This window comes from Pseudomonas triticifolii (assembly GCF_014358015.1).
GTDB lineage: Bacteria > Pseudomonadota > Gammaproteobacteria > Pseudomonadales > Pseudomonadaceae > Aquipseudomonas > Aquipseudomonas triticifolii.
Genome location: NZ_JACONV010000005.1, coordinates 71,430 through 95,952, shown reverse-complemented (window position 1 = coordinate 95,952; position 24,523 = coordinate 71,430). Strand labels below are relative to the sequence as shown.

The following is a 24,523-nucleotide window of genomic DNA, read 5'->3' as shown; positions in this document are numbered from 1 at the left end:
CGGGTTCTCAGGTAAGTCGAAATCGGCGCGCATTGTAGCCGAACCCGAGGACGCACGGGACCCATAGATCGGTATTTACCGTCATCCCTCCCCTGCACTTGCAGCGAACACGGCGATGCCTGCGCGCACCAAAGCCGCACACCCAAGTGAATCGATTCACTTATACGTTCTGCAAACGACCTCTTTTGAAGCAATACGACGGTTGGTCGTGCACTGGCACGGGGTCTGCAACAAGATATTTCGACAGTTTTTGAACCTCAGGGAGATAACAATGAGTACTCAACTCAAGCCAACGCTAGGCACGCTGCACTTATGGGGGATTGCCGTCGGTCTGGTGATTTCCGGCGAATACTTCGGCTGGAGCTACGGCTGGGGCGTGGCCGGTACCTTGGGGTTTCTGGTAACAGCGCTGATGGTCGCGACGATGTACACCTGCTTCATCTTCAGTTTCACTGAGCTGACCACTGCCATTCCCCACGCGGGCGGCCCGTTTGCCTACAGCCGTCGTGCCTTCGGAGAAAAAGGTGGCCTGATCGCCGGCATGGCGACGCTGATCGAGTTCGTGTTCGCGCCACCGGCCATCGCTCTGGCGATCGGCGCCTACCTTAATGTGCAGTTTCCAACGCTCGACCCCAAACATGCAGCCGTCGGTGCCTACATCGTGTTCATGGCCCTCAACATCATGGGCGTGAAGCTGGCGGCGACCTTCGAGCTGGTGGTGTGCATTCTGGCCGTCGCCGAACTGCTGGTGTTCATGGGCGTGGTCGCGCCAGCGTTCAGCTTCAGCAATTTCGCCCTCAATGGCTGGGCAGGCTCCCAGACGTTCGGTCCTGAAGCCATCGCAGGCATGTTCGCAGCGATCCCGTTCGCCATCTGGTTCTTCCTGGCCATCGAAGGCGCGGCCATGGCGGCAGAGGAGGCGAAAGATCCGAAACGTACCATTCCCAAAGCCTACATCAGCGGTATCCTGACCCTGGTGGTACTGGCGCTGGGTGTGATGCTGTTCGCCGGTGGCGTGGGTGACTGGCGCACCCTGTCCAACATCAATGACCCGCTGCCGCAGGCGATGAAAGCGGTGGTCGGTGACAGTTCCGGCTGGCTGCATATGCTGGTGTGGATTGGTCTGTTCGGCCTGGTCGCCAGCTTTCACGGGATCATCCTCGGCTACTCGCGTCAGTTCTTCGCCCTGGCACGCGCCGGGTATCTGCCGGCTTCGCTGGCCAAACTGTCTCGCTTCCAGACGCCTCACCGGGCAATCATTGCAGGCGGTCTGATCGGCATTGCAGCCATCTACAGCGACGGGCTGATCAACCTGAGCGGCATGACGCTGACCGCGGCGATGATCACCATGGCGGTCTTCGGCGCCATCGTGATGTACATCATGAGCATGCTCAGCCTCTTCAAGCTGCGCAAAACCGAGCCGCTGCTGGAACGTTCGTTCCGTGCTCCCGGCTATCCGATCGTGCCTGGCATTGCCCTGGCACTGGCGGTGGTCTGCCTGATCGCGATGGCGTGGTTCAACATGCTGATCGGCCTGATCTTCCTGGGGCTGATGGCAATCGGTTTCATCTACTTCAGCCTGACCGCCAAATCCCGTGCCGATGCGCCTGCCGACGCCATGCTGACCGGCCTCTGACGACGTCCCTGCGCGCAACCCTGCGGCCGCACGCGATTTGATCGCGCGCGGCCTCTGCATGACGCTTACACTTGAACCATTGAGCGGCCTCAGCGCTCAAACCGGTATCACAAGAAGGAGAGCGTTATGCCCTGGTATGCCTGGTTAATCCTGTTGGTCGCAATCGGCTCGATCGTCGGTGGCCTGATGATGCTGCGCGACACAGCAAAGAAGGTGCCTTTGACCGAAGAACAACTCAAGCGCGTCCATGAGCGCAATGCTGAAATGGATGCCAAGGAAGCCAAGGACCGCTGAAGTTGCCCGGATGACAGACCGTGTATCTGTCATCCCCCCTCTACACATGGCCTCAGTGCGCCGCCTCTACGTTATTCATATCTAAAACCTTGATATGCAGCGGCTGGAAGATGGCCGCCAATTGCCCGCCGCTACGCAACTGTTGAAACAACGAATTGAACCGGGCGGCGCTGATAGCAGCTCCAGGTCGCACCAGTGCGTACTGTCGGTAGATCTGGTCTACACGATCCGACACCAGCAGTTTGGAGGCTTCATCCTTGTTGTGCGCCATGAAATCAATCAGGTACGAGCGGGTAACAGGTGCGATATCTGCTCGTCCACGCGTCACCATCAGCAAGTTGCTGTCGTGTGAATACGTGGATGTGACGTTGAAATGCTCGCTCAGGTATTTCTGATCGGCATTGAAGTTGGCAAAGCCGTAGTGATACCCGCTGAAAATCGCCAGACGCTTACCTGACAGGTTGTCGAAATACTCCTGACCGCGCCCTTCAACCCGCATGGCCACATACACCTCGGCGTCCTCAAGACCCAGGTCCACCGTTTGATGAGCGATGGACTTCCAGCCCCATTCAGGATTTTCGAAAATCGCGATATCGAAACGGCCTTCGGAGAAATCGCGGAACCGGCGCGGCACGGAGGTGGGCACCATGATGAAGTTGTAATCGTCTTGCTCTGCATTCAGCGCCGTCACCAGCATCGGCAGCAGCCCTGCGTCTTCACCTCGTTCCGGACGCACCATGTATGGAGGGAAATGCACAGCAGCGACACGCACGATCTGCGCCGCTGCGGCCTGTGTGGCCATGAGCAGGGAAGTCACCAGAAAAAGTCCAAGCGCCGCTCTACGTGTCACGCCATCAATTACCACTGCAGGTTTCATCATAAGAACGATATCGAATAAAACCCCACAAGTTATGCGGTTTCGAAGGTTTAAACAACTGCCGTTTGAAGCGGGCAAGTATCGATTCAGCCTGAACATGCAGATCGCGCGTTGCACACCCTTGATACAAGGCACCAATACCGGATTTCAGTGTCGATGTAAGGGTTGGTCAGTGGCTGGAAATGAGGACTGCCCCGGCGGGCATCTCCGGCTGAATGTGGCTACGCTCAATGGATCAATACTGGATGGGAGCTTGACGATGCCGCATTGGCTGGTGATTGACCTGGAGGCTACCACCGAAGAGGGAGGATGGCCGGTCGCAGAAATGGAAGTCATCGAGATAGGCGCGACGCTGGTCAATCAGGACGGACGCGAACTCGATCACTTCGAGCGCTTCGTCCGCCCGGCGCGCAGGCCGTTGCTGACCCACTTCTGCCGGGAGCTGACCCACATCAGCCAGGCGAACATCGACAGTGCCGCGCCTATTACGGCTGTGTGGCCGATGTTTGAACGCTGGCTGAGCCATCACCGGGCCAGGGTCGTCGGCTGGGCAAGCTGGGGCGACTACGACCGCCAGCAACTGGAGGAGGAATGGCGACGGCACGAGATCACCAGCGCCCTGTCGGACATGCCCTACGTCAATCTGAAACAACGTTTTGCGCAGGCGCGCCAATTACAACGACCGCTTGGCCTCAATAGCGCTTTGCAACTGGCGGGCATGCAATTCACGGGACAGCAACACCGCGCGCTGGTGGACGCGCGCAATACTGCCAGACTGTTGCCGCTGATCCTGACCAACTGATGTCGGAGCGCTCTCGCACAGGGCGTTTCAATCAGGTGACGGGATTTCCTGCGTTGGGCATACTGGCCAACCCTTTTTGACCCTTTCACAAGGAATCGCCCATGTTCAAGGTTAACGAATACTTCGACGGCACCGTCAAATCCATCGCTTTCAGCCAGGCTGAGGGACAGGCAACGATCGGTGTAATGGCGGCGGGCGAGTACGAATTCGGTACAGCCCAGCGTGAAGTCATGCATGTGATCTCCGGCGAACTGAGCGTGAAGCTTCCCGACAGCACCGACTGGGAAACTTTCGTTACCGGCAGCCAGTTCAACGTTCCGGCCAACAGCAAGTTCCAGCTCAAGGTCAGCGTCGACACCGCTTACCTGTGCGAGTACCGCTGACAGGCTCAAGTGGGAGGGCCCGTCCTCCCACTGTTTGCATCACGGTGCAAAGCCCTACCCTGCCTCATCCATTCCGACATTGAACTGCAACGCTGCCAGTCTCGCGTACAACGGGTTACTGGCGATCAGTTGCTTGTGCGTGCCGACCGCCACCAGATGCCCTTTGTCCATCACCGCAATGCGATCCGCGTTCTGCACGGTGGCCAATCGGTGGGCAATGACCAGCGTGGTACGGCCTTTCATCAGGCTGGGCAGCGCCTGTTGAATCAGGTGTTCGCTCTGTGCATCCAACGCACTGGTGGCCTCATCCAGCAACAGGATGGGCGCGTCGACCAACAGCGCACGGGCGATAGCCAGACGCTGGCGCTGACCGCCGGACAACCCCAGACCTCCGTCACCAAGATGGGTCTCGTAGCCTTGGGCCATGTCCATGATGAACTCATGAGCGTGGGCGATACGGGCAGCCGCCTGCACCTGATCCCGGGTCGCTGCGGCATTGCCGTAACGAATATTGTCCTCGATGCTGCCAAAAAACAGCGCCGGCGTTTGTGAGACGAACGCAAAGCAGCGACGCAAGTCAGCCGGATCCAGTTGATTGAGCGGCAAACCTTCCAGAAGCAGGCGGCCCTGCTGAGGGTCGTAAAATCTGAGCAGCAGGTCGAACAACGTTGACTTGCCAGCCCCTGACGGGCCGACCAATGCCAGTGTCTCGCCCGCATTGATGGTCAGCGTCAGGTTATCGACCGCCTTGCGCTCGGGTCGGGACGGATAGGCAAAACTGACGTTTTCCAGCGCAAGGCGTCCTGTCACGCGTTCCGGTAAGCGTTGCAGACCCTCGACGGGTGCCGTGATTTCGCTACGCGACTGAAGCAACTCGCCAATGCGCTCGGCCGCGCCCGCAGCACGCTGCAACTCGCCGATCACTTCGCTCAACGTGCCGAATGCCATACCCACTACCAGCGCATAGAACACAAACGCGGCCAGTTCGCCACTGGAGATCCGGCCATTGATCACGTCCATCCCGCCGACCCAGAGCATGATCGCCACGGCACCCAGCACCAGCACAATCACCAAGGTGATCAGCCAGGAGCGCTGCAGGATGCGTTTGCGCGCAGTGTCGAACGCCTGTTCGGCCGTTCGGGAAAACCGCTGTTTGTCCTGCTGCTGATGGTTATAGGCCTGAACCGTCTTGATCTGCCCCAACGCTTCGGCCACATAACTGCCGACGTCCGCCACCCGATCCTGGCTTTCACGCGACAGGCTGCGCACACGCCGTCCGAACATGAGAATCGGCGCGATGATCAACGGCAGCGCGATCACCACAATGCTGGTGAGCTTGGGGTTGGTGATGAACAGCAGGATGATGCCGCCGACCACCATCAGCGCGTTACGCAGGAACATCGACAGGGACGAACCGATGACTGACTGCAACAGGGTGGTGTCTGCAGTCAGTCGCGACTGGATTTCAGAACTGCGATTGTTTTCGTAGAAGCCTGGGTGCAGCTCGATGAGGTGGTCGAAGACGCGCTTGCGAAGATCTGCCACCACACGCTCGCCGATCCAGGACACCAGATAAAAACGCGTAAAGGTGCCGATGGCCAGGCAAACGGTCAGGACCATGAACAGACCGATGGAGCGTTCGAGCAGCGCGGCCGAGCGGGTCATGAAACCCTGATCGACCATCAACTTGATCCCTTGGCCCATGGAAAGCGTGATGCCTGCCGTAACGATCAAGGCGAGCAACGCGCCAAACGCCTGCCACCGGTAAGGCGCGATGAACCCCAGGGCCAAGCGAATTGCCTGGCGCTGACGACGGGAAATCACTGAAATCATGAAGCCGGACCTGCCTGGATGTCGGGATGAAAGAATCGCCAGCCTACACCTATCAGGCTTGCGACGCTTCGGCGCACAGCACGCAACTGCGCTGAACTTGCGCGCCGCCTCGCGGGTCATGTTCTACAGGTCATGTGCAGAGGCGGCGTTACAACTGCCCTGTGAAAGATTGATCTCAACGAAGGCTGGCAGATCGATATCAATTCTGTTGGACTGAGTCAGCGCCTGAACGGTCGCCCTGTGTCATGGAGCGGTCATCAAGCGCGGCTAACTTTAAACGCTGAAACCTGATGAAAGGAGACACACCATGAGCCTGCAAGACAGCAGCAACGAAGTGACCGTCGTTCGCGCCACCCCCAACCTGCCCGTTGGCGGTGCGATTCTTGATCAGGATGGGCGCGAAGTGGTGATTACCGAAGAAATGGTCCAGGCCGCCTGCAAGGCGTGCGACCAACTCTGGGTCAAGCCTGAAAAACAAGACTGACGAACACTGAATGCCTTGAAACCCGACCTCAGCGTCGGGTTTTTTATGTGGCAGCCCAGGACCTGGCGCACCGCACGGTGCCTGCATGGGTTCAGACCGGCACGGCCCCCAGCGCAAGAACCAGACGTCTGAGCGCCTCGGACTGCCCTTCCAGTCGGACCGTCAAACCTTCGATTTCCCGACGCGGCGGATAATGCTTGCGCAGCGCGTCGAAGGCCAGACGCTGGCTGGCCGTATCGCCCATGAGGCTACGTCTGAAATCGGCATCATCCCTACGCGGGTCGTAGACACCGCGGCACACCATGTTCAAAGCCCACACCGGATCGGTCTGCTCATCGAGACTGACCTGAGCCAGCCACGGCCGGGGTAACAAATCCTCCAGACGGATCGAGGCAGGCTGGTCAAGAAACGTGCACAGCGCCTGATAGATCTGCGCCGTGCCACGCTGCCTGCCATCCAGGCTGTAACCGGCGATGTGCGGGGTGGCGATCACGCAAAGGTCGGCAAGGGCAACATTTACCTGCGGCTCCCCTTCCCACACATCGAGCACGGCCTGCAAATCTTCGCGCGCCATCAGTACGTCATGCAACGCCGCGTTATCGACCACCGCACCTCGGCTCGCGTTGATCAACCACGCGCCCTGCCTGAGCTGTTCAAGACGCTGCTTGTCGAACACGTGCCAGGTTGGCAGATTGCCGTCCCGGGTAAGCGGCGTGTGCAGACTGATCACGTCGCAGCGCTGCATGATTTCATCGAGGCTGACGAAATCACCGGACTCCATCGCCTGCCGCGGCGGGTCGCAGACCAGTACATTCCATCCAAGCGCTTTGAGCACCTTGACCAGCCGACCGCCCACCTGTCCGGCGCCGACCACGCCATAGGTGCGCTGCGCCAGGTCAACGCCTTCGATCTCGGCCAGCGTCAGCAGGCTGCCCAGCACGTAGTCAACGACACCGCGAGCGTTACAGCCCGGCGCGCTGGACCATCGGATTCCGGCTTCAAGAAAGTACGCCAGATCCATATGATCAGTGCCGATGGTGCAGGTGCCGACGAAACGCACCGCACTGCCTTCCAGCAGCTCTCGGGTGACGGGCGTCACGGAGCGCACCAGCAGGATGTCGGCGTCAGCGATGGCAGCGCGATCGATGGAGCGGCCCGGCAACCGACGAATCTCGCCAAAATGGGCAAAAAAAGCATCGAGCAGCGGAATGTTTTCGTCAGCGACAATGCGCATGGAGTTCTCTCTGAGGGCGGGGAATGACCCCTGTTCAGCGCGAGCAAGGGCGAGAGTCAGCGAAAATGATCAGTCCAGCTTCTTGCGGATCCAGTACAGAAAAGTCCCTTCACCGGCCTGCTGCTCGATCAGTTCATGGCCGAGGAAAACGCAGAACTTGGGAATGTCGCGGGTGGTCGACGGGTCGGTGGCAATCACTTTGAGCAACCCGCCGGCCGGCAAATCCCGCACTTTCTGGTGCAGCATCATCACAGGTTCCGGACAGAATAGCCCGCTGGCATCCAGAACGGCGTCAACGGTGAGGCTTTCGATGGGGTCAGACATGGGGTGCTCCAGAAACGGGTGGCCATTGTCGCTTAATTCACACGCTCAAGTCAGCCCTTGCGCGGGCGTGCGGTCTTGGCAACATCCAGCCGGCGCAAGTGGCAGGTGACTTCCTCACGATCGTGATAGAGCTGCTTGCACCCGATCGACACACGCACACCCCGTTCCTTGAAGCCTTCCTCGATCCGGTCGAGCAGACGACGCACTTCAGCGTAGCGCTGTTTCATCGGCAGCTTGAGGTTGACCACCGCTTCGCGGCACAAACCTTCACCCAGCCAGGTTTCCAGCAGCGCCGCATTGCGCGCGGGCTTTTCGACGATGTCACACACCATCCAGTCCACTGGCTGACGAGGCTTGTAGGTAAAGCCGTCAGCCATCAGGTGCTGGACCAGCCCGGTGTCCATCAGGCTTTCGGCCATCGGACCGTTATCAATGGCCGTGACCAGCATGCCGCGTCGCACCAATTGATACGTCCATCCACCAGGCGCAGCGCCCAGATCCACACCGGTCATGTCGCCCGAGAGACGCTCATCCCATTGATCCCGAGGAATGAAGTGATGCCAGGCTTCCTCCAGCTTCAATGTCGAGCGGCTGGGCGACTCGCGAGGAAACTTCAAGCGCGGAATGCCCATCGGCCACATCGCCGAATTGCCCGCGTCGGCCAGCCCCAGAAACACCTCGCGACCGCTTTTGAAGGTCAGCAGCAGACGCGGCTTGCGCGGATCGTCGATCAGCTTGCCGGCCTGAGACAGGGCCTTGCGCAGCGGCGCTTCGAACTTCTTGCAGAAATTCGACAGTTCCTTGCCGTCGTTGGTGTCCACGACTTCCAGCCACAGGCTGCCGCACACCGGAAAATCAGCCATTTGGCCGAGGATTACGCTGATGCGATCGGTCTCCGGCAGATCGAGAAACAGGCCGCGCGCCCACTGCCGAGGGAAAATCAGTTGATCGAAACGCTGGCCATTCATCATGCGCTCGGCGCCATCGGGCTCGCTGCAGATGAACTCGGCGCAAGCGGTGTTGGGCCGCGCCTTGGCGTAGCCCGCAATGTCCAGGCGTGCAGCATGGTCGGCGATCTCCGAGCAAACCTCGCTTTCGAAACCGGGCCGGCAATGCATAAACAGCGTATTCATGGTGACTCCAGGGCAACAGACACTCGGGCGTAACCCGGCGGACTTCAAAGCCGCGCATGATAACGGAATCAGGAACCACTGGCGCGGGCCGACAGTCCACTAAGCTTGAAGCCTGACGTGACGTCCACGACCTGATGCATCCGGACTCGCGCGTTGTCGCTCACAGATTATTCTACAAGGAGCCGTTCATGCCCTCCCTCGATAGCCTGAAAAGCCTGAAAACGCTGGACATCGATAACAAGACCTACCACTACTTCAGCCTTCCCGATGCCGCCCGCTCACTGGGTGATCTGGACAAGCTGCCGATGTCGCTCAAGGTGCTGCTGGAAAACCTGCTGCGCTGGGAAGACGACAAGACCGTCACCGGTGACGACCTCAAGGCCATTGCCGACTGGCTAAAGGACCGTCGCTCCGACCGCGAGATTCAATACCGCCCTGCCCGGGTGCTGATGCAGGACTTTACCGGCGTACCTGCCGTGGTGGATCTGGCCGCCATGCGCGCCGCGATGGCCAAGGCCGGTGGTGACCCGCAGCGCATCAATCCGCTGTCGCCAGTGGATCTGGTGATCGACCACTCGGTGATGGTCGACAAGTTCGGTGACTCGAAAGCGTTCGAGCAGAACGTCGACATCGAAATGCAGCGTAACGGTGAGCGCTACGCGTTCCTGCGCTGGGGCCAGAGCGCATTCGACAACTTCAGCGTGGTACCGCCGGGCACTGGCATCTGCCACCAGGTGAATCTGGAATACCTGGGCCGTACGGTCTGGACCAAAGAGGAAGACGGTCGCACTTATGCGTTCCCCGACACCCTGGTCGGCACCGACTCGCACACCACCATGATCAACGGCCTGGGCGTGCTGGGCTGGGGCGTAGGCGGCATCGAAGCCGAGGCGGCCATGCTCGGCCAGCCAGTGTCGATGCTGATCCCGGAAGTGATCGGCTTCAAGCTGACCGGCAAGCTCAAAGAAGGCATCACGGCCACCGACCTGGTGCTGACCGTGACCCAGATGCTGCGCAAGAAAGGCGTGGTCGGCAAGTTCGTCGAGTTTTTTGGTGACGGCCTGGCCGATCTGCCCTTGGCCGACCGCGCCACCATCGCCAACATGGCGCCGGAATATGGCGCAACCTGCGGCTTCTTCCCGGTCGATGACGTGACGCTGGATTACCTGCGCCTGTCAGGTCGTCCGGATGAAACCGTGAAGCTGGTCGAAGCCTATTGCAAGGCACAAGGCCTGTGGCGTCTGGCAGGTCAGGAACCGGTGTTCACTGACAGCCTGGAACTGGACATGAGCACAGTCGAGGCCAGCCTTGCAGGGCCGAAGCGTCCGCAAGACCGGGTCGCGCTGCCCAATGTGGCTCAAGCGTTCAGCGACTTCCTGGGCTTGCAGGTCAAGCCTGCCAAGGTCGAAGAAAGCCGCCTGGAAAGTGAAGGCGGTGGCGGTGTCGCGGTGGGTAATGAGGCTCAAGTCGGCGGTGAAACCTCTTACGAGCACAATGGCCAGACCCATCCATTGAAAGATGGGGCGGTGGTCATTGCCGCCATCACGTCCTGCACCAACACCTCCAACCCAAGCGTCATGATGGCGGCCGGGCTGGTGGCGAAGAAGGCGGTCGAAAAAGGCCTGCAGCGCAAGCCGTGGGTGAAAAGCTCACTGGCACCGGGTTCCAAGGTTGTCACTGACTACTACAAGGCAGCGGGCCTGACGCAGTATCTGGATGCGCTGGGCTTCGACCTGGTGGGCTACGGCTGCACCACCTGCATCGGTAACTCCGGGCCACTGCTGGAGCCCATCGAGAAGGCCATTCAACAGTCTGATCTGACAGTCGCCTCGGTGCTGTCGGGCAACCGCAACTTCGAGGGCCGCGTTCATCCGCTGGTCAAGACCAACTGGCTGGCCTCGCCGCCACTGGTAGTCGCCTACGCACTGGCAGGCTCGGTGCGCATCGACATCAGCAGCGAGCCGCTGGGCGAAGGCTCGGATGGCCAGCCGGTTTATCTGCGTGACATCTGGCCGACCCAGAAAGAAATTGCCGAAGCCGTGGAAAGCGTCAACACCAGCATGTTCCACAAGGAATACGCCGAAGTGTTTGCCGGTGACGCGCAGTGGCAATCCATCGAAGTGTCGCAAGCGGCGACTTACGTCTGGCAGGAAGACTCGACCTACATCCAGCACCCGCCCTTCTTCGATGACATCGCAGGCCCGCTGCCAGTCATCGAGGATGTCCAGAACGCGCGCGTCCTGGCGCTGCTGGGCGACTCGGTGACCACTGACCACATCTCCCCCGCCGGCAACATCAAGGCTGACAGTCCTGCGGGTCGCTACCTGAAGGAAAAAGGCGTCGACTATCAGGATTTCAACTCCTATGGCTCGCGTCGCGGCAACCATGAAGTGATGATGCGCGGCACTTTTGCCAATATCCGTATCCGTAACGAAATGCTCGGCGGGGAAGAAGGCGGCAATACGCTGTACGTGCCGTCCGGCGAGAAGCTGGCGATCTACGACGCAGCCATGCGCTATCAACAGGAAGGCACCCCCCTGGTGATCATTGCCGGGCAGGAGTACGGCACCGGGTCCAGCCGCGACTGGGCGGCCAAAGGCACCAACCTGCTGGGCGTCAAGGCGGTGATTGCCGAGAGTTTCGAACGTATTCACCGCTCCAATCTGGTCGGCATGGGCGTGCTGCCGTTGCAGTTCAAAAACGGGCAGACCCGCAAGAGCCTGAACCTGACCGGCAAAGAGACGCTGAACATCACCGGGCTGACGGATGCCGAGGTTCGTCCTGGCATGGGCCTGCAATTGCACATCACGCGCGAGGACGGCAGTCAGGAGACGGTCGACGTGCTCTGCCGTATCGATACGTTGAATGAAGTCGAGTACTTCAAGTCCGGCGGCATCCTGCACTACGTCCTGCGGCAGTTGATCGCGTCCTGATAGCCGCGAAGGCACCTGGGATATCCCAGGTGCCTTCTTTAGGCAATCCATGGCCTTTGGAGCGCTGTAGAATCACCGATTTCATTTATCGGGACTCCTCCCATGGCCTCACGGCACTGGCTCGTGTTAAGTCTTCTGGGTATAGGGTACGGGCTGGCGCTCTCATATGGCAGTCTCACCCTTGCAGCGGCGCTGGGCTTGGGCCTGCTGATCATCGCCGGCGTGTGCGTCCAGAACGCACGCCCTCGCTACGTTCGCATACTGGGTCATGGTTTGTTCATCATGACTGGGACTGCCTTGGCGGTTGGTGCTCTGCCGGGTTTTTATAACGCCATTGTCATAGATGCCGTACGGTTTACGCCTGACGCAGCGGCCTTCACGATGGACTTGAATCTGGACAAGCCTTTGATCGGCTTCTGGCTGTTGCTGGCCTGCCCCTGGATTCTGGTCAGCACACGCATTGCCCACTCACTTAAAGTCGGCGTTCTCGCACTGGTAGTCACATCGGCCTTCTGCATGACGACCGCTGTTCTGCTGGGCATGATGGGCTGGAATCCAAAGTGGCCTGCGCAAAGCACGATCTGGTGGGCAAACAATCTGCTCCTGGTGACCCTGACTGAAGAACTGCTCTTCCGCGCCTATCTTCAAGGCGGTCTGCAACGATGGCTCGGTTGTGCAAGGATGGCGACTCCACTGGCGATTACCATCACGGCCTGCCTTTTCGGACTTGCCCATTTGGGCGCCGGATGGGAGTGGGTTCTGCTCGCGGGCATGGCAGGCATCGGTTACGGGGTGGCTTTCCGTTTCGGTGGTCTGCCGGCTGCGGTCATCAGCCACTTCGGGCTGAATCTGGTGCATTTCGGACTGTTTACCTACCCCATGCTGGGCCGGTAGCTGCACCGGATTAGCCCTTCGCTGATAACACCATTCAATTTTCGGACTTACCGGTCGATAACACGCCAACGTCTTATCGATCGAAGGACCGAAATCCCATGCGCAATAACCAGCCAGTCACTCAACGTGAGCGGACCTTTCCTGCCGAACAACGCCTGATTTCCACGACCGACACCCGCGGCACCATCACCTACTGCAACGACGCCTTCGTCGACATCAGTGGGTACAGCGAACAAGAACTCGTCGGCGCCCCGCACAATACTGTGCGCCACCCTGATGTGCCGCCTGCTGTTTTCGAACACATGTGGACGACGCTCAAGTCCGGTCAGCCGTGGATGGGTATCGTCAAGAACCGCTGCAAGAATGGCGATCACTACTGGGTCAATGCCTACGTGACGCCGATGCTGGAAAACCGCCAGGTGGTGGGTTTCGAGTCCGTGCGCATCAAGCCGACCGCCGAACAGATCCGCCGCGCCGAAGGGCTCTATACACGCCTCAACCAAGGTAAAAGCGCGGTACCGAGCCGTGATAAATGGCTACCGGTGCTGCAGGACTGGCTGCCATTCATACTCGTCAGCCAGTTGGGTTTTCTCATCGGCACCTGGCTGAACTCACCTTGGGGCTTTGCCTTGGCAGCCGCACTCTCCGTGCCGCTAGGCCTGCTGGGGCTGTCGTGGCAACAACGCGGCACCAAGCGCCTGCTGCGCCTGGCCGAGCTGACCACCTCCGACCCGTTGATTGCGCAGATGTACACAGACAGCCGTGGCCCGCAGGCGCGTCTGGAGATGTCGATCCTCAGTCAGGAGGCGCGCATGAAAACCTGCCTGACGCGCCTGCAGGACACTGCCGAACACTTGAACCATCAGGCGCGCCAGTCCAACTCACTGGCCAACGCCAGCTCGACCGGCCTTGAGCGTCAGCGTCTGGAAACCGAGCAGGTGGCCGCCGCCATCAATCAAATGGCCGCCACGACTCAAGAAGTCGCCAACCACGTGAATCGCGCCGCCGAGGCCACCCAACAGGCCAACGAACTGACGCGTCGCGGCCGCGACATAGCCGGCGAGACCCGTGAAGCCATCCAGCGCCTGTCGACTTCGGTCGGCGAAACCGGCCTGACCGTGACGCAACTGGCCAAGGACAGCGATGAAATCGGTGGCGTGGTTGACGTCATCAAAGGCATCGCCGACCAGACCAACCTGCTGGCCCTCAACGCAGCCATTGAAGCCGCACGTGCCGGAGAAATGGGCCGTGGGTTTGCCGTGGTTGCTGACGAAGTCCGCCAACTGGCACAACGCACAGCTGAATCCACCGGGCAGATCCACGGCCTGATCGCCAAACTGCAGCAGACCGCCAACGACGCCGTCCAAACCATGGACGCCGGACGACGTCAGGCCGAAGAAGGCGTGGAACGCGTACTGGAAGCCGATCAGGCGCTGGTCGGCATCAGCGAAGCTGTGGCCAACATCACCGACATGACCACTCAAATCGCCACAGCCACGGAAGAACAGAGCTCGGTGGCCGAAGAGATCAACCGCAATATCGCGAACATTGCCGGCCTGGCTGACAAGACATCGGACGAAGCCCATCGCTCGGCGGTACTCAGTGCGGAGTTGACGGATACGGCCAATTCGCAATATTCGTTGGTGGAGCGGTTTAATCGGTAAGGAGAAGATGTGTGAAAGAGCCTCGGCAAACTTGGGTTTGCCGGGGCTTTTTGTTGGGTGCAGCTTAACCAGTCACACTCAATAACCCAAAATTCTTACAACATCATCCGAGGTTAATGTAGGGCATTTCCCATCCATTAAAAAAGCCAATCAGGCATTTGACACCAAAACTCTTTTCCGATTATGTAAAGTTCAAGCAGTACACAGCAGCACTTTTAAAAGCTCACTGCACACTGCCCAGGAAAGAAAAGGCAAACAGGCGTTAAACCTCGCCTACTTAAATACTCGGAGAAGAATAATGAACATCAAAAAAATTGAGCTAGCGGCTCCAACCATTCCAGCAGCCGATCATGACGGGCTTATAAAAACAGAAGACCTGCAGTCGGCTATAGAGGTGCGATTTACCATAAACGGCTTGATACGCCAAGGCGACCGGGCTGAGCTAATCATTAACGATGTTGCTACTGGAATCGAAGAAACCATTACTGACCCTAACCCCCCAGGCGAGGTTTCGTTCAGCATGAGTATGCAACCGGAGCACTTTATCAGTGACGGTGTCTACACAATCAATTATAGGTGGGTGGGATATCCTGGGTCTGTTGCGAATGATTCACGCGCAACAACCATCCGAATCGACCGCACCGCCCCCGGCGCAATCTTGCTAGCCCCCATCATCTTCCCGCAGATCAACTTCGGTGACGTCCTCAAAGGCGCGATCCCCGGCTATGCAGACATGCAGCCCGGCGACCGCATCCAGACGATCTGTAACGGCATCGACGGCCCCGCTCACGTCGTTACCCCCGAAGACCTGAGCGACCGGCCGGTGCAGATCGCCTTCCAACGCGACTTCCTGACCCGCCTGGACAGCGAACACATCACGTTCAGCTATCAGGTCACCGACCGGGCCGGCAACGTTTCGATCATGGCGCAACTTGTCGAACTGTCCATGCAACGCTGAACCGCTCCAAAAAACACTCATTTGAATACAGACTTCGCAGTCGCTCACGCAAACGCGTGAGCGATTTGAATGAGAACTTCGAATGAAATGTCCTACGCAAGAGTGGGATAAGGATGATCACACGATTTTTACCTGATTTTCAGAAAGGACTGTAGTTAACGTCCTACATAAAATCCAGCCCTTGAAACACGGAAAAAGACTCAACAATTAGTTTCACCCTGTAAATACGGGGCTCAGCACCACAACGAACACTTCCAGAGTGACATAAGACGTAACAATATCACTTCGAATAAGCAACATAGCTGGACAGTTGCCCATGACTTGATCTTAACAATGGATTGACTTGTAATATCCCAGCAATGACAACGCGTCATTGCACGCCAAACCTTACAAAACACAATCATATGGAAGACAAGGGACCACAATGAGTGAAGATGACTCGAAAACAATAACGTCTGACGATCAGCCAAAAGAAAAAACCGCACCGTTAATCGAAGAAGCGGCAGCCCATTACTCTACTAAAACGCCTCATCTCAGCCTCGTTACACCCTCCGATATCTCGGAGACGCTAAAGGCGCCCATATTGCCCAACGTGAACCCGGATGCGATTACTCAGGAACAAGCCTTCGCGGGCATATCCGTTCACATTCCTGGATCAATAAGGCTCTGTGAGGATGACGTCATTCATTTCTACTGGGGCAAGAACTCATCAGTGACCAAGGTTTATCACCGCGTAGGAGCAAACAGCATCGTGCGCGTGCTGTGCATTTCCTACAACTTTCTGCCATTCCTCCATTACGGACTGGTAGATCTGTACTACGAGGTCTATCGGGGGCAACACATGCTGGGCACATCGCCAGTCCTCAAGGTCACCGTCAACCATGCACTTCCGGTTACAGACCGGCAGCGACAACGCAAACGCTGGGTCACTCGCCGATACCCTGAAAACTAATTGAAAAGCCCCCGGCGAGTGATCGCCGGGGGCCTTGGACGGCAGAAACCTGCTGCGCTTTACGCGTCAGAACGCCAGGCGCAGCCCCACATTGGCCCCCCAGGGTTGCTCGATATGCTTGCCTTTCATGTAATCGAAGTCCGCATGCACCTGCAGTCGCTCGGACAGAGACACCGATACACCAGCCCCCAGCTCTGCTCGCGAGCCGAACAGGCTGTTGTCGAACGTCGCGTCATTGACGCTCACGTCGTTGCTGCGCGAGAACTCCTGCGCCACCGCTACGCGCACGTAAGGCTGCACCACACCGCCATCCTTGAGCGCGATGCTACGTCCGGCCGAAGTGCCGACCTTGCCCAACAGCGAGTGCGTACGATCGCTCTTCGCCTTCAGACTATTGTCCATGCGGTAGTCCTTACCCTGAACAACCACGCTGGACAATTGCGCAAAAGGCTCAAGGAAATAATCGTCCGCCAGCTTGATGTGCCGACCAAACTCCACCCAGCCGCCCATGGCACTGTTGCTGTAGTTGCCCTTGGCCTGAGTGGCATCACTCATCGCCACCTTCGCCTTGTTGCGGAAACGGTTAAGCTTGAGCACCCCATCCACGTAATAGCCATCGTCCGACAGCCAGGTGCCGTAAGCGCCCGCGTAATAGCTGTCGATCTTGCCCGACGTGCCATGGCTCAAGTTCAGGTCGGATTTGCTGTAACCGCCCAACACGCCGAACAGCAACTGACCACTGCTGACTTCGACCGGCGCATCCACACCGAGCGACAGACCGCTCAACTGCTGCTGGTAATTCACGCCATCGCCCGTCGTGGCGTTCAGACGACTGCCATAAGCGCGCATCCAGCTGCCGCCTTGGCCGCTGCCGCGGATTTCGCCCATACGCGTGCGCAGCGTCGAAAGCTCACTTGTCCAGACAACGGGTGCGGCGCTGAACAGCGCCAACGCACCTTGCGTGGATGGGCTGATCACCTTGTCCTCACCCGTGATGAACCAGTCGTTGCCTTGCTGCTTCAATTGGTAGGAAAAAGCCCCCAGGTCCACGCGGCCGCCGAGCAGACTGAACTGCGCATCGCCGCCTTCGGTATGCACGACTCTCAGCGGCTCCATGTCGGGAGACACCACTTCCAGTCCAGTGTTACGCACCCGCAATCCGAACTGCCCGTTGGCCTGACCGTTGACAGCGAGCAGGTCGCCGACGCCGTTGTCCAGATCCACCCGCATGGCAAAACTGCCCTGCCCCGACAACTCGTTCAGCGACAAGGTGTGAAACCCTTCACTCGCAAAGCCCACGCGCCCGCCGTCCATGTACAGCGACTTGATCGCGTTATCACCGACCATCTGCCAGTGGCCACCAGAGGTCACAGCCAGGGTGTTGCCGTTAACGATGTCGCCGGTCAGGCTGGCATTGTTCTGCAGGGTGACCTTCAGGTTGCTGGTGTCATCGGAGACCAGATTACCCTCGAGCGTGCTGTCATCCACTTTAAAGTCAACGAGGCTGCTTTCAGAGACTTCCAACAGGTTGCCGTTACCCGAGAGCAACTGAGAATTATTTTTTACCGTGATGTCTGCATGAATATCCAGCAAACTGCGACGATCCACTCTGATGGCTGCACCGCGCAGGCCCTCAACGACCGAGTTATCGATAGTTACAATAGAGTCACTTTCCAGCAATTGACCAATAGCTGGATCGACTATCCCGATGCCAACTTCATCACCCGCAACATAGCTGTTTTCAGCGATAACAATCTTCGAACCCGCTGAATAAACGCCATGGCCTTCCCCACGCAGCCCACTCGCTGTATATCCCTGTACGCGGGTGTCTCTGATATCAACATCAACAAACACACCGGCTGCGATACCTCTCCCCATCCCCGCTACATCACTCGAACCAATACGCAACACGGAGCCCGTTCCCGGCACAGCATAACTGCGAACCGCCAAACCTACACCGGACAAATTTTTTATAGTGGCGTTATCGATACGCGCGTTGCCATTAGCGATGGTGATACCACTGTCTACAGAACCCGTTTGCATTATCAACTTTGAATCATTGACTGTAATCTCCTTCAATCTTGCGTTATCAATAACATTTAGTACCCCTCCCTGATTGACAATATAGTGTTCATAGGGTGCATTCGAACCCACCGTTACCGGTTTTCCGGAGACATTAATCGCCATGATTGTTTGCCCGTCGGGCAAAGTAAATTCTTTTTTTACGAGGTCTACACCGCCTCGATCTTCACCCGCCGAAACACTATTCGCCAGCACCGCCAAAAACAACACCAGTGAGCACTGCACAATCAGATTAATTTTTTTTTCACTTTCCAACGAATAATTCACCGCCATCTCCTCAGTTATTGAGGCCGGCAATTTAGTGTGATTAACCTCTCGAAAATTCATCAACCCACGTTAAGATTTGTAGTACCACTCCTGAATAACCATAAGAAACATCTTACATTTTTTTCACTCGAAAAGACTCAACTCTCCTAACACTAAAAATGACGAATAAAACCTCAACAAAGGGGTTGACATGATAGCGAAAACCCTATTACTTCCAGTCGTGAATGAGGGTCAAAACCTTCACGCAAGGACTGTTTTAACTTTTTAAACTCATTCCAGAAAGACACCTATCAGGGTGTTAAAAATCATATAACAAGGGTACAACTCATGAACAAAACATTTAAAAATGTATCGCCAACGCCTGTTCGCTTTTCAAAAAAACGCTACCGAGACTTACCATTGGAACTGGCCGCACCCGATATTGCGGAAGCCTTCCATGACCAAGACACTCCAGGGCTGATTCCCATTGCTTACTTGAACGCCCCCCTGACCGTAACGCTTGAGGTCTGGCCAGGTGCGATTCCAGGCTACACTTATCAGCTTATCTTCGACAATACAAAAGTAGAACCCATGAAGTTCATTCTGGAATCGGACAAGCCGGGAGATATCCTGACACTCGAGATTCCGACAGAGCATTTTTCCGAGGGCTTCCACAACGTCCAATACCTGATCACTAATCCGGATAACCAGACAGAAGCACTTTCGGACAATTTCAGAATCCAGATCGACAAAACCCCTCCGGGTGCTCCAGAACTGGCGGCCATACAGTTCCCGCCCGAGATCCAGAATGGGCTGACTGCTGCAGAACTCGATGAACTGGGCGGCAAACTCGACGTACAGATCGCGGGTTATACCGGCATGAGAAAACACGACTTCATTCAAACCTGGTGGGGCGATACCGAAGGTCCAACCGCGGTGGTCAATGAAGATGACATGGGGCTGGATAAGGTGGTCATCACCTTTACACGCGACTTTCTGAACGGCATCGGAGAAGGCGAACAGTTGGTGAAATACCAGATCTTTGACAGGGCTGGAAACGCATCCATGTTTTCCAATCCCGTTCCGGTCACGCTTAAGCTACAAGATCTACCTTCAAACTACCCGGCTCCGGTCATTGATCCTGCGGCAGGTGATTTGATTGATTACACAGAGGCAAAAGCGGGCGTACTGGTTGACATCCCTCACTATCCGGGTGCTGCGGCGCTTGACCACATTCAATTGTTCTGGGGCGATGACAATCCTTTGCTGCCGGTTATTGTGCCGGCGGGTGATGAGAATGAAGACATCGTCATGACGCTGCGAGTGCCTTACGAAGCCATCATGCGCACACCGGAAGGTAAAGTGAGTGTGCATTATGAAGTCTCACGAAAAGACGAAATCACAGGCTTTTCGTTGTATACGGACATTGATGTCTTCGCTGTTCTGCCTCTTCCAGCGCCTCTGGACAGCCTTATCATCCAAGGCACCAGTGTCGCCAACCCGAACAAGGACGACAACTTCATTGATGAGGACGACTACGAACTGAACGGACGAGGCATTGTCAGCTGGAATACCGACCTGGCAATCAGTGATGACTTGAATCTCTATTGGGGGGATCAAGTAAAGCTACAGTGGTATCAGATCAAGTCCAGCGATATCGCCAATCAGAAAGATCTGATCATCCCCATTGACGGCGACATCATGAGAAGCCAGGGAACTGGTGCTGCCATCCCGGTACACTTTACCGTGACACGAGCAGGCAATCCCAACCCAGTCAAGTCTCCGGTACAGCCGGTGACTGTTCGGTCCAAAGAGGAACAGCCCGGAGGCTCGGATGGCTTGAATGGCCCCACTTTCAATCTAACGCCGAATGGGGTTTTGGGGCCTAACGAAAACCCGGATGGTGCCTATGTCACTGTCGCGCCTTACACCAATATTGCTGAAGGACAGCGTATTACGTTCACATTCAAAGGTTTTGACACGTCGAATAACCCAATCGAATCTGCGACGTATGTTGCGACTCGCAAGCTGGATGAAATCGACAGCGTTGAAGGTTATAAATTCAAGGTTCCTTACATCAATACCCGTCGGATCTGTACCGGCTTTGCAGAAGCCAGTTACACGGTTAATCCAGTAGAGGGCAGTAATCAAAGCCCGGCGAACTCCCGGACGACGCGAGTGGTTGTCAATATGCTCAACCCTATTGAGATCACGTGCTACCTGCGTTAATCCATGCGGGCCTTGCGGCCCGCAACCACTCTATTAAAAGGATGTTTATATGCTTAACACCATGGCACTCGATTCTGACGCCCCCTCGTTAGAAGCCCCCACTGTTCCGGTCGCCTTGAGTAATGGTGTCGTACCGATTATTTATCTAGGCAAACCGCTTAATGTGGAGTTAAAAGTCTGGCCAGGAGCGATGCCGGGTTACACCTACCAGCTTTACGTTAACCAGGCACCTGTAGGCCCTAAAAAAGAAATCCTCAACAGTCATCAACCTGACGATCTCTTGAGTCTGGAGATTCCTTCTGAGTTGCTTAAAGAAGGCAATTACGTCATCGCTTATGAAGTCGAAAACCCCGTCAACATGGTCACAGAGCTTTCTCAGGAAGCCCGGTTCTCCATAGACCTTACGCCTCCAGGCAGCCCGGTGCTCGCGCCGATTCTATTTCCAAGTCTGGTTTACAACGGTCTGACCTCTGATGAGCTGGAAAACCTGGGTGATGTATTGTCAGGAACGATCGCCAGCTATAAAGGTATGGAAGAAGGCGACGTTATCCGCACTTACTGGAACAACGTGCCTGGACCAATGGCTGTTGTCACCGCTGATGACATGGGGTTGAAGCGAGTCATGGTCGACTTTGTCAGGCCATTCCTCGAGCTGATCGGCGACATTGAAGCCCCGGTTCACTACACAGTGACCGACCTTGCAGGCAATGTGTCCATGAACTCGGAACCGCTGGTGATCAAGCTACAGCTATCCGTAGCAACTCCGTTGCCCACCCCTACCATCAAAGAAGCCACCGGCAACACCCTCAACCCGGTCAACGCCCCTGACGGCGCAACTGCGGTCATCGCCGCCAGTGCTGCTTTCAAAGCCGGTGATCGCGTCACGGTGCAATGGCAAGGTCCCAAGGGCAGCGACACCAAAGAAAAGACCATCGTCGGCAGTGAAGCGGGCAAATCGCTGGAGACGGTGTTTGCCGCTGCGCTGGTCGTTGCCAACGCCGGACAGGTCGTGCAAGTGTCCTACACCGTCAACCGCGCCAACGGCCTGGTACAGACTTCCGAGACGCTGACCCTGACGGTTCTCGACGGACTGACCGACCTCCCCGCGCCGCGTATGGACTCGGTCGGCGCAGACGGAGTCGTGACGCCTTCGCTGATTCCAGATTCCGGGGCAACGGTGCGGGTCAGCTACCCAGGCATGAACAGTGCCGACAGCGTGGTACTCAACTGGCGCGGCCGGACGAGTTATGACACACCGGCACAGTCTGGAAACACCAGCGAGTTGCAGTTCACCGTTCCCAAGGCCCTGATCCTTGCGGTAGAAGGCGACTCTGCCAGCATCACCTATACGGTGACGCGGGCAGGAACAGCAAAGAAATCGGTTCCGTTGTGGCTCACGGTCAAGAAGGAACTGGAGTTCGGCACCTCACCCGTCAAGCTGGCAGGCAAGGTCTATCTGATCCCGAGCATGCCGGATTTGCTGCCGGCATTTCCAGCCGGGACCAGCGTTCAACGCCAGGCCTCGGGTGGGCAGGCGCCTTACCGCTACGCGACGAGCAATCCGTTGGTGGCAAAAGTGGACGGCAACGGCCTGACGACAGTCCGCGGCAACGGGACAGCAACCATTTCGGTGACCGACGCGCTGGGCTCGACCAAAAGCTATCAGGTCACCGTCACAGGCGTTATCCATTGCCTTGGGCTTGGCAGCGGCAGTCTGGCGCAAATGACCAGCGCCGCGCATGCCAGGAACGCAAGGATTCCGTCCATTCAGGAGCTCAACGAGATCTACGCCACCTACCGCAATCGCTGGCCGCTGGGCAAAGGCAACTACTGGTCCTCGACCGTCGCCGCGGTGAATCTGGTGGGCTGGAAGTGGTACTTCGTGAAAAATCTGGTCACAGGCGCAGACTTCAAATTGCTGCACCACAATGCCAGTCTTGGCATCGCCATCCGCTAAGCCATCGCTGAAGCGTTAGTCAGGAAACCTCGGGGCGTTACGTGAAGACGTAGCGCCCTCCTTTCATGTCTGCGCACAGGTTTACCGCCATCCTGCTTCAAGAGCCAGCCCATGCGCCGCACCGTCACTCCCGCCAAACGCTTCGTCCGCCCTCCTTCCAGCGAAGGGACCTTTGCGGCGAGCGTCAACCAGAAGCCCTTTGTTTTGTCTTCGCTCGTGGGCCGGCTGACCAAACGCCCCGAATTGTCAAACGCTCCCGATCACTGGATATGGAAGGTGATCGCCGACGGCAAGGTCGGCAGAAAGCGCACCAGTATCGGCCTGTTCTTTGACCATGACTTACGGGTGGGCAGCCATAACCTGATCGGTCATAACCGAATCAAGGTGATCTACAACGAAACGCCTCACTGGCAGAGCGTTATCTATCACTCGGGGCACTTCCAGACCGGCGTGCTTACGCTGATCGAGGCCAATCCGCGCACAATGCGCCTGAAAGGTCATTTCAGCTTTGCCATCTCGGCCATGGCATTCGAGGTCACGGAGGGTGCCTTCGACGTGCAGTGCAAGTGACTCAGGCACGCAGGAATGTGGCAATCGCCTGAGCGGATTCAGCCAGGTATTGCTCATGCGTGGCACCCGAGGCCTTGAGCGGTTTAAGGTCATGATTGGCCGTTGCCAGCCAGTACAGGTCAATGGCGCTCGACAACTCATAATCCTCAACTGCCTTGCGATCACCCAGCGCGTCACGCTCACCCTGAACGATCAGGGTTGGCGTCTGCAGATCGGCCAGATGCGCCACCCGCGGTTTTTCCGGTTTGCCCACGGCATAGAACGGATAGCCCAGACACACCATTGCATCGACCTTCAACTCATCGGCAATCAGGCTGGCCATCCGGCCACCCATGGACTTGCCGCCAATGGCCAGACGTCCTTTCACATGCGGCATTAGCTGTTCACACACCTGACGCCAGCAATCGAGCAACTGTGCCTGCTGATTGGGTGGACGCTTGCTGCCACCCTCACGTCGCTGGGCCATGTAAGGAAACTCGAAACGCATGACGTTCACGCCCAGCGCTGCGAGGTGAGCGGTTATACGGTTCATGAAATCACTGTCCATCGGTGCCCCGGCCCCATGCGCCAGTACCAGCGTGACAGGTTCGTGCGTCGTATCACGCTGGCCTGCCGTCCACAGCCATCCATGGCCCTGCGCCAGCTGTGCGCACTGAGCCTGTGCTGCGTCATCAATCATGCGTGCGTCCTTATGATGGGTGTTCGAGGGGCCGAACTATACCCGACAGCAACCGTTCAGCCGCAGTGGCGTAACGTATAGATGCGATGCATTGACAGGTGCCGGGACACTGAACGCCCCAACATTAAGCAACCGGGCAGTTTACTCGTGACACCCTGATCGCATGGCAATAAAGCATGGTGGTTTCGTTCACCAGGTCATTCGCCTGCTCAGGCCAATTTGCTGGGCAATGACACAAGCAATCACGAACCACAGGCGTGAGCCGCTTTCCCAGGAGTCCTGATCAACTCCTGCTTCGGGATAGGCTGTATTGTTGACGCCGCATGAAGTCCGCGCCTTGCAATGAGGTGCGGACTTTT

General features: G+C 57.3%; 20 protein-coding genes. 13 read left to right on the top strand and 7 right to left on the bottom strand.

Translation table 11 applies throughout. The annotated features are described in order from the left end of the window. Window positions 1-271 precede the first annotated feature (271 nt). The gene (gene eat, locus H8S56_RS10615; protein WP_024689425.1) at window positions 272-1,636 is read left to right on the top strand and encodes an ethanolamine permease; all 1,365 of its coding nucleotides are present in this window, start codon (window positions 272-274) and stop codon (window positions 1,634-1,636) included. A 126-nt stretch (window positions 1,637-1,762) separates the two neighbouring features. Beyond that, window positions 1,763-1,930 (top strand): DUF2897 family protein, encoded by a 168-nt coding sequence (locus H8S56_RS10610; protein WP_032610734.1) that lies wholly within the window; start codon window positions 1,763-1,765, stop codon window positions 1,928-1,930. A gap of 52 nt (window positions 1,931-1,982) precedes the next feature. On the opposite strand, the gene H8S56_RS10605 is transcribed toward H8S56_RS10610, so the two are convergent. Further along, window positions 1,983-2,810: a substrate-binding periplasmic protein gene (locus H8S56_RS10605; RefSeq protein WP_024689426.1), complete on the bottom strand. Its 828-nt coding sequence runs from the start codon at window positions 2,808-2,810 to the stop codon at window positions 1,983-1,985. Window positions 2,811-3,066: 256 nt separating this feature from the next. On the opposite strand from H8S56_RS10605, the gene H8S56_RS10600 reads away from it, so the two are divergent. Both H8S56_RS10600 and ppnP read left to right on the top strand, forming a co-directional pair. Further along, window positions 3,067-3,609, top strand: coding sequence for an exonuclease domain-containing protein (locus tag H8S56_RS10600; protein WP_024695918.1), 543 nt, complete (start codon window positions 3,067-3,069; stop codon window positions 3,607-3,609). A 101-nt stretch (window positions 3,610-3,710) separates the two neighbouring features. Beyond that, complete coding sequence (ppnP, locus tag H8S56_RS10595) at window positions 3,711-3,992, top strand: pyrimidine/purine nucleoside phosphorylase (RefSeq protein WP_024689428.1); 282 nt, start codon at window positions 3,711-3,713, stop codon at window positions 3,990-3,992. A 54-nt stretch (window positions 3,993-4,046) separates the two neighbouring features. On the opposite strand, the gene H8S56_RS10590 is transcribed toward ppnP, so the two are convergent. Continuing rightward, window positions 4,047-5,825, bottom strand: a complete 1,779-nt coding sequence (locus H8S56_RS10590) for an ABC transporter transmembrane domain-containing protein (protein WP_187518608.1) — start codon at window positions 5,823-5,825, stop codon at window positions 4,047-4,049. 307 nt (window positions 5,826-6,132) lie between these two features. On the opposite strand from H8S56_RS10590, the gene H8S56_RS10585 reads away from it, so the two are divergent. Next, on the top strand, window positions 6,133-6,309 hold the full coding sequence (locus tag H8S56_RS10585) for a PA1571 family protein (protein ID WP_032610735.1): 177 nt from the start codon (window positions 6,133-6,135) through the stop codon (window positions 6,307-6,309). Between the two features lie 91 nt (window positions 6,310-6,400). On the opposite strand, the gene pdxB is transcribed toward H8S56_RS10585, so the two are convergent. From pdxB to rlmM, 3 genes are all read right to left on the bottom strand, one after another. Continuing rightward, the gene (gene pdxB / locus H8S56_RS10580) at window positions 6,401-7,543 is read right to left on the bottom strand and encodes a 4-phosphoerythronate dehydrogenase PdxB (protein ID WP_187518607.1); all 1,143 of its coding nucleotides are present in this window, start codon (window positions 7,541-7,543) and stop codon (window positions 6,401-6,403) included. Window positions 7,544-7,612: 69 nt separating this feature from the next. Then, window positions 7,613-7,867: a sulfurtransferase TusA gene (gene tusA, locus H8S56_RS10575; RefSeq protein ID WP_024689431.1), complete on the bottom strand. Its 255-nt coding sequence runs from the start codon at window positions 7,865-7,867 to the stop codon at window positions 7,613-7,615. A gap of 50 nt (window positions 7,868-7,917) precedes the next feature. Beyond that, the gene (rlmM, locus tag H8S56_RS10570; protein WP_187518606.1) at window positions 7,918-9,000 is read right to left on the bottom strand and encodes a 23S rRNA (cytidine(2498)-2'-O)-methyltransferase RlmM; all 1,083 of its coding nucleotides are present in this window, start codon (window positions 8,998-9,000) and stop codon (window positions 7,918-7,920) included. Between the two features lie 188 nt (window positions 9,001-9,188). Here rlmM and acnA point away from each other — a divergent pair, with 188 nt between their 5' ends. From acnA to H8S56_RS10545, 5 genes are all read left to right on the top strand, one after another. Continuing rightward, window positions 9,189-11,933 (top strand): aconitate hydratase AcnA, encoded by a 2,745-nt coding sequence (gene acnA, locus H8S56_RS10565; protein ID WP_187518605.1) that lies wholly within the window; start codon window positions 9,189-9,191, stop codon window positions 11,931-11,933. Window positions 11,934-12,035: 102 nt separating this feature from the next. Further along, entirely contained in the window at window positions 12,036-12,827 is a 792-nt protein-coding gene (locus tag H8S56_RS10560) for a CPBP family intramembrane glutamic endopeptidase (protein WP_187518604.1), read from the top strand. A 98-nt stretch (window positions 12,828-12,925) separates the two neighbouring features. Continuing rightward, window positions 12,926-14,491, top strand: coding sequence for a methyl-accepting chemotaxis protein (locus H8S56_RS10555; RefSeq protein WP_159372205.1), 1,566 nt, complete (start codon window positions 12,926-12,928; stop codon window positions 14,489-14,491). Window positions 14,492-14,789: 298 nt separating this feature from the next. Beyond that, window positions 14,790-15,449, top strand: coding sequence for a hypothetical protein (locus tag H8S56_RS10550; protein ID WP_187518603.1), 660 nt, complete (start codon window positions 14,790-14,792; stop codon window positions 15,447-15,449). A gap of 424 nt (window positions 15,450-15,873) precedes the next feature. After that, the gene (locus tag H8S56_RS10545) at window positions 15,874-16,401 is read left to right on the top strand and encodes a hypothetical protein (protein ID WP_235986768.1); all 528 of its coding nucleotides are present in this window, start codon (window positions 15,874-15,876) and stop codon (window positions 16,399-16,401) included. A gap of 66 nt (window positions 16,402-16,467) precedes the next feature. Here H8S56_RS10545 and H8S56_RS10540 read toward each other — a convergent pair whose 3' ends face one another. Beyond that, window positions 16,468-18,279 (bottom strand): autotransporter outer membrane beta-barrel domain-containing protein, encoded by a 1,812-nt coding sequence (locus H8S56_RS10540; protein ID WP_328803386.1) that lies wholly within the window; start codon window positions 18,277-18,279, stop codon window positions 16,468-16,470. A 798-nt stretch (window positions 18,280-19,077) separates the two neighbouring features. Between H8S56_RS10540 and H8S56_RS10535 the strand changes: the two genes are divergently transcribed. The 3 genes from H8S56_RS10535 (at window position 19,078) to H8S56_RS10525 (ending at window position 23,485) form a co-directional block, all read left to right on the top strand. Beyond that, window positions 19,078-20,958, top strand: a complete 1,881-nt coding sequence (locus tag H8S56_RS10535) for a hypothetical protein (protein WP_187518602.1) — start codon at window positions 19,078-19,080, stop codon at window positions 20,956-20,958. A gap of 49 nt (window positions 20,959-21,007) precedes the next feature. Beyond that, entirely contained in the window at window positions 21,008-22,915 is a 1,908-nt protein-coding gene (locus H8S56_RS10530; RefSeq protein ID WP_187518601.1) for an Ig-like domain-containing protein, read from the top strand. A 111-nt stretch (window positions 22,916-23,026) separates the two neighbouring features. Next, the gene (locus H8S56_RS10525; protein ID WP_024689477.1) at window positions 23,027-23,485 is read left to right on the top strand and encodes a hypothetical protein; all 459 of its coding nucleotides are present in this window, start codon (window positions 23,027-23,029) and stop codon (window positions 23,483-23,485) included. Between the two features lies 1 nt (window position 23,486). Here H8S56_RS10525 and H8S56_RS10520 read toward each other — a convergent pair whose 3' ends face one another. Continuing rightward, window positions 23,487-24,164: an alpha/beta family hydrolase gene (locus H8S56_RS10520; RefSeq protein ID WP_187518600.1), complete on the bottom strand. Its 678-nt coding sequence runs from the start codon at window positions 24,162-24,164 to the stop codon at window positions 23,487-23,489. Window positions 24,165-24,523 lie beyond the last annotated feature (359 nt).

Excerpts from the sequence above, each read along its gene's own strand:
- eat (WP_024689425.1), top strand. The coding sequence starts at position 272 with ATGAGTACTCAACTCAAGCCAACGCTAGGCACGCTGCACTTATGGGGG.
- H8S56_RS10610 (WP_032610734.1), top strand. The coding sequence starts at position 1,763 with ATGCCCTGGTATGCCTGGTTAATCCTGTTGGTCGCAATCGGCTCGATC.
- H8S56_RS10605 (WP_024689426.1), bottom strand. The coding sequence starts at position 2,810 with ATGATGAAACCTGCAGTGGTAATTGATGGCGTGACACGTAGAGCGGCG.
- H8S56_RS10600 (WP_024695918.1), top strand. The coding sequence starts at position 3,067 with ATGCCGCATTGGCTGGTGATTGACCTGGAGGCTACCACCGAAGAGGGA.
- ppnP (WP_024689428.1), top strand. The coding sequence starts at position 3,711 with ATGTTCAAGGTTAACGAATACTTCGACGGCACCGTCAAATCCATCGCT.
- H8S56_RS10590 (WP_187518608.1), bottom strand. The coding sequence starts at position 5,825 with ATGATTTCAGTGATTTCCCGTCGTCAGCGCCAGGCAATTCGCTTGGCC.
- H8S56_RS10585 (WP_032610735.1), top strand. The coding sequence starts at position 6,133 with ATGAGCCTGCAAGACAGCAGCAACGAAGTGACCGTCGTTCGCGCCACC.
- pdxB (WP_187518607.1), bottom strand. The coding sequence starts at position 7,543 with ATGCGCATTGTCGCTGACGAAAACATTCCGCTGCTCGATGCTTTTTTT.
- tusA (WP_024689431.1), bottom strand. The coding sequence starts at position 7,867 with ATGTCTGACCCCATCGAAAGCCTCACCGTTGACGCCGTTCTGGATGCC.
- rlmM (WP_187518606.1), bottom strand. The coding sequence starts at position 9,000 with ATGAATACGCTGTTTATGCATTGCCGGCCCGGTTTCGAAAGCGAGGTT.
- acnA (WP_187518605.1), top strand. The coding sequence starts at position 9,189 with ATGCCCTCCCTCGATAGCCTGAAAAGCCTGAAAACGCTGGACATCGAT.
- H8S56_RS10560 (WP_187518604.1), top strand. The coding sequence starts at position 12,036 with ATGGCCTCACGGCACTGGCTCGTGTTAAGTCTTCTGGGTATAGGGTAC.
- H8S56_RS10555 (WP_159372205.1), top strand. The coding sequence starts at position 12,926 with ATGCGCAATAACCAGCCAGTCACTCAACGTGAGCGGACCTTTCCTGCC.
- H8S56_RS10550 (WP_187518603.1), top strand. The coding sequence starts at position 14,790 with ATGAACATCAAAAAAATTGAGCTAGCGGCTCCAACCATTCCAGCAGCC.
- H8S56_RS10545 (WP_235986768.1), top strand. The coding sequence starts at position 15,874 with ATGAGTGAAGATGACTCGAAAACAATAACGTCTGACGATCAGCCAAAA.
- H8S56_RS10540 (WP_328803386.1), bottom strand. The coding sequence starts at position 18,279 with ATGGGGAGAGGTATCGCAGCCGGTGTGTTTGTTGATGTTGATATCAGA.
- H8S56_RS10535 (WP_187518602.1), top strand. The coding sequence starts at position 19,078 with ATGAACAAAACATTTAAAAATGTATCGCCAACGCCTGTTCGCTTTTCA.
- H8S56_RS10530 (WP_187518601.1), top strand. The coding sequence starts at position 21,008 with ATGCTTAACACCATGGCACTCGATTCTGACGCCCCCTCGTTAGAAGCC.
- H8S56_RS10525 (WP_024689477.1), top strand. The coding sequence starts at position 23,027 with ATGCGCCGCACCGTCACTCCCGCCAAACGCTTCGTCCGCCCTCCTTCC.
- H8S56_RS10520 (WP_187518600.1), bottom strand. The coding sequence starts at position 24,164 with ATGATTGATGACGCAGCACAGGCTCAGTGCGCACAGCTGGCGCAGGGC.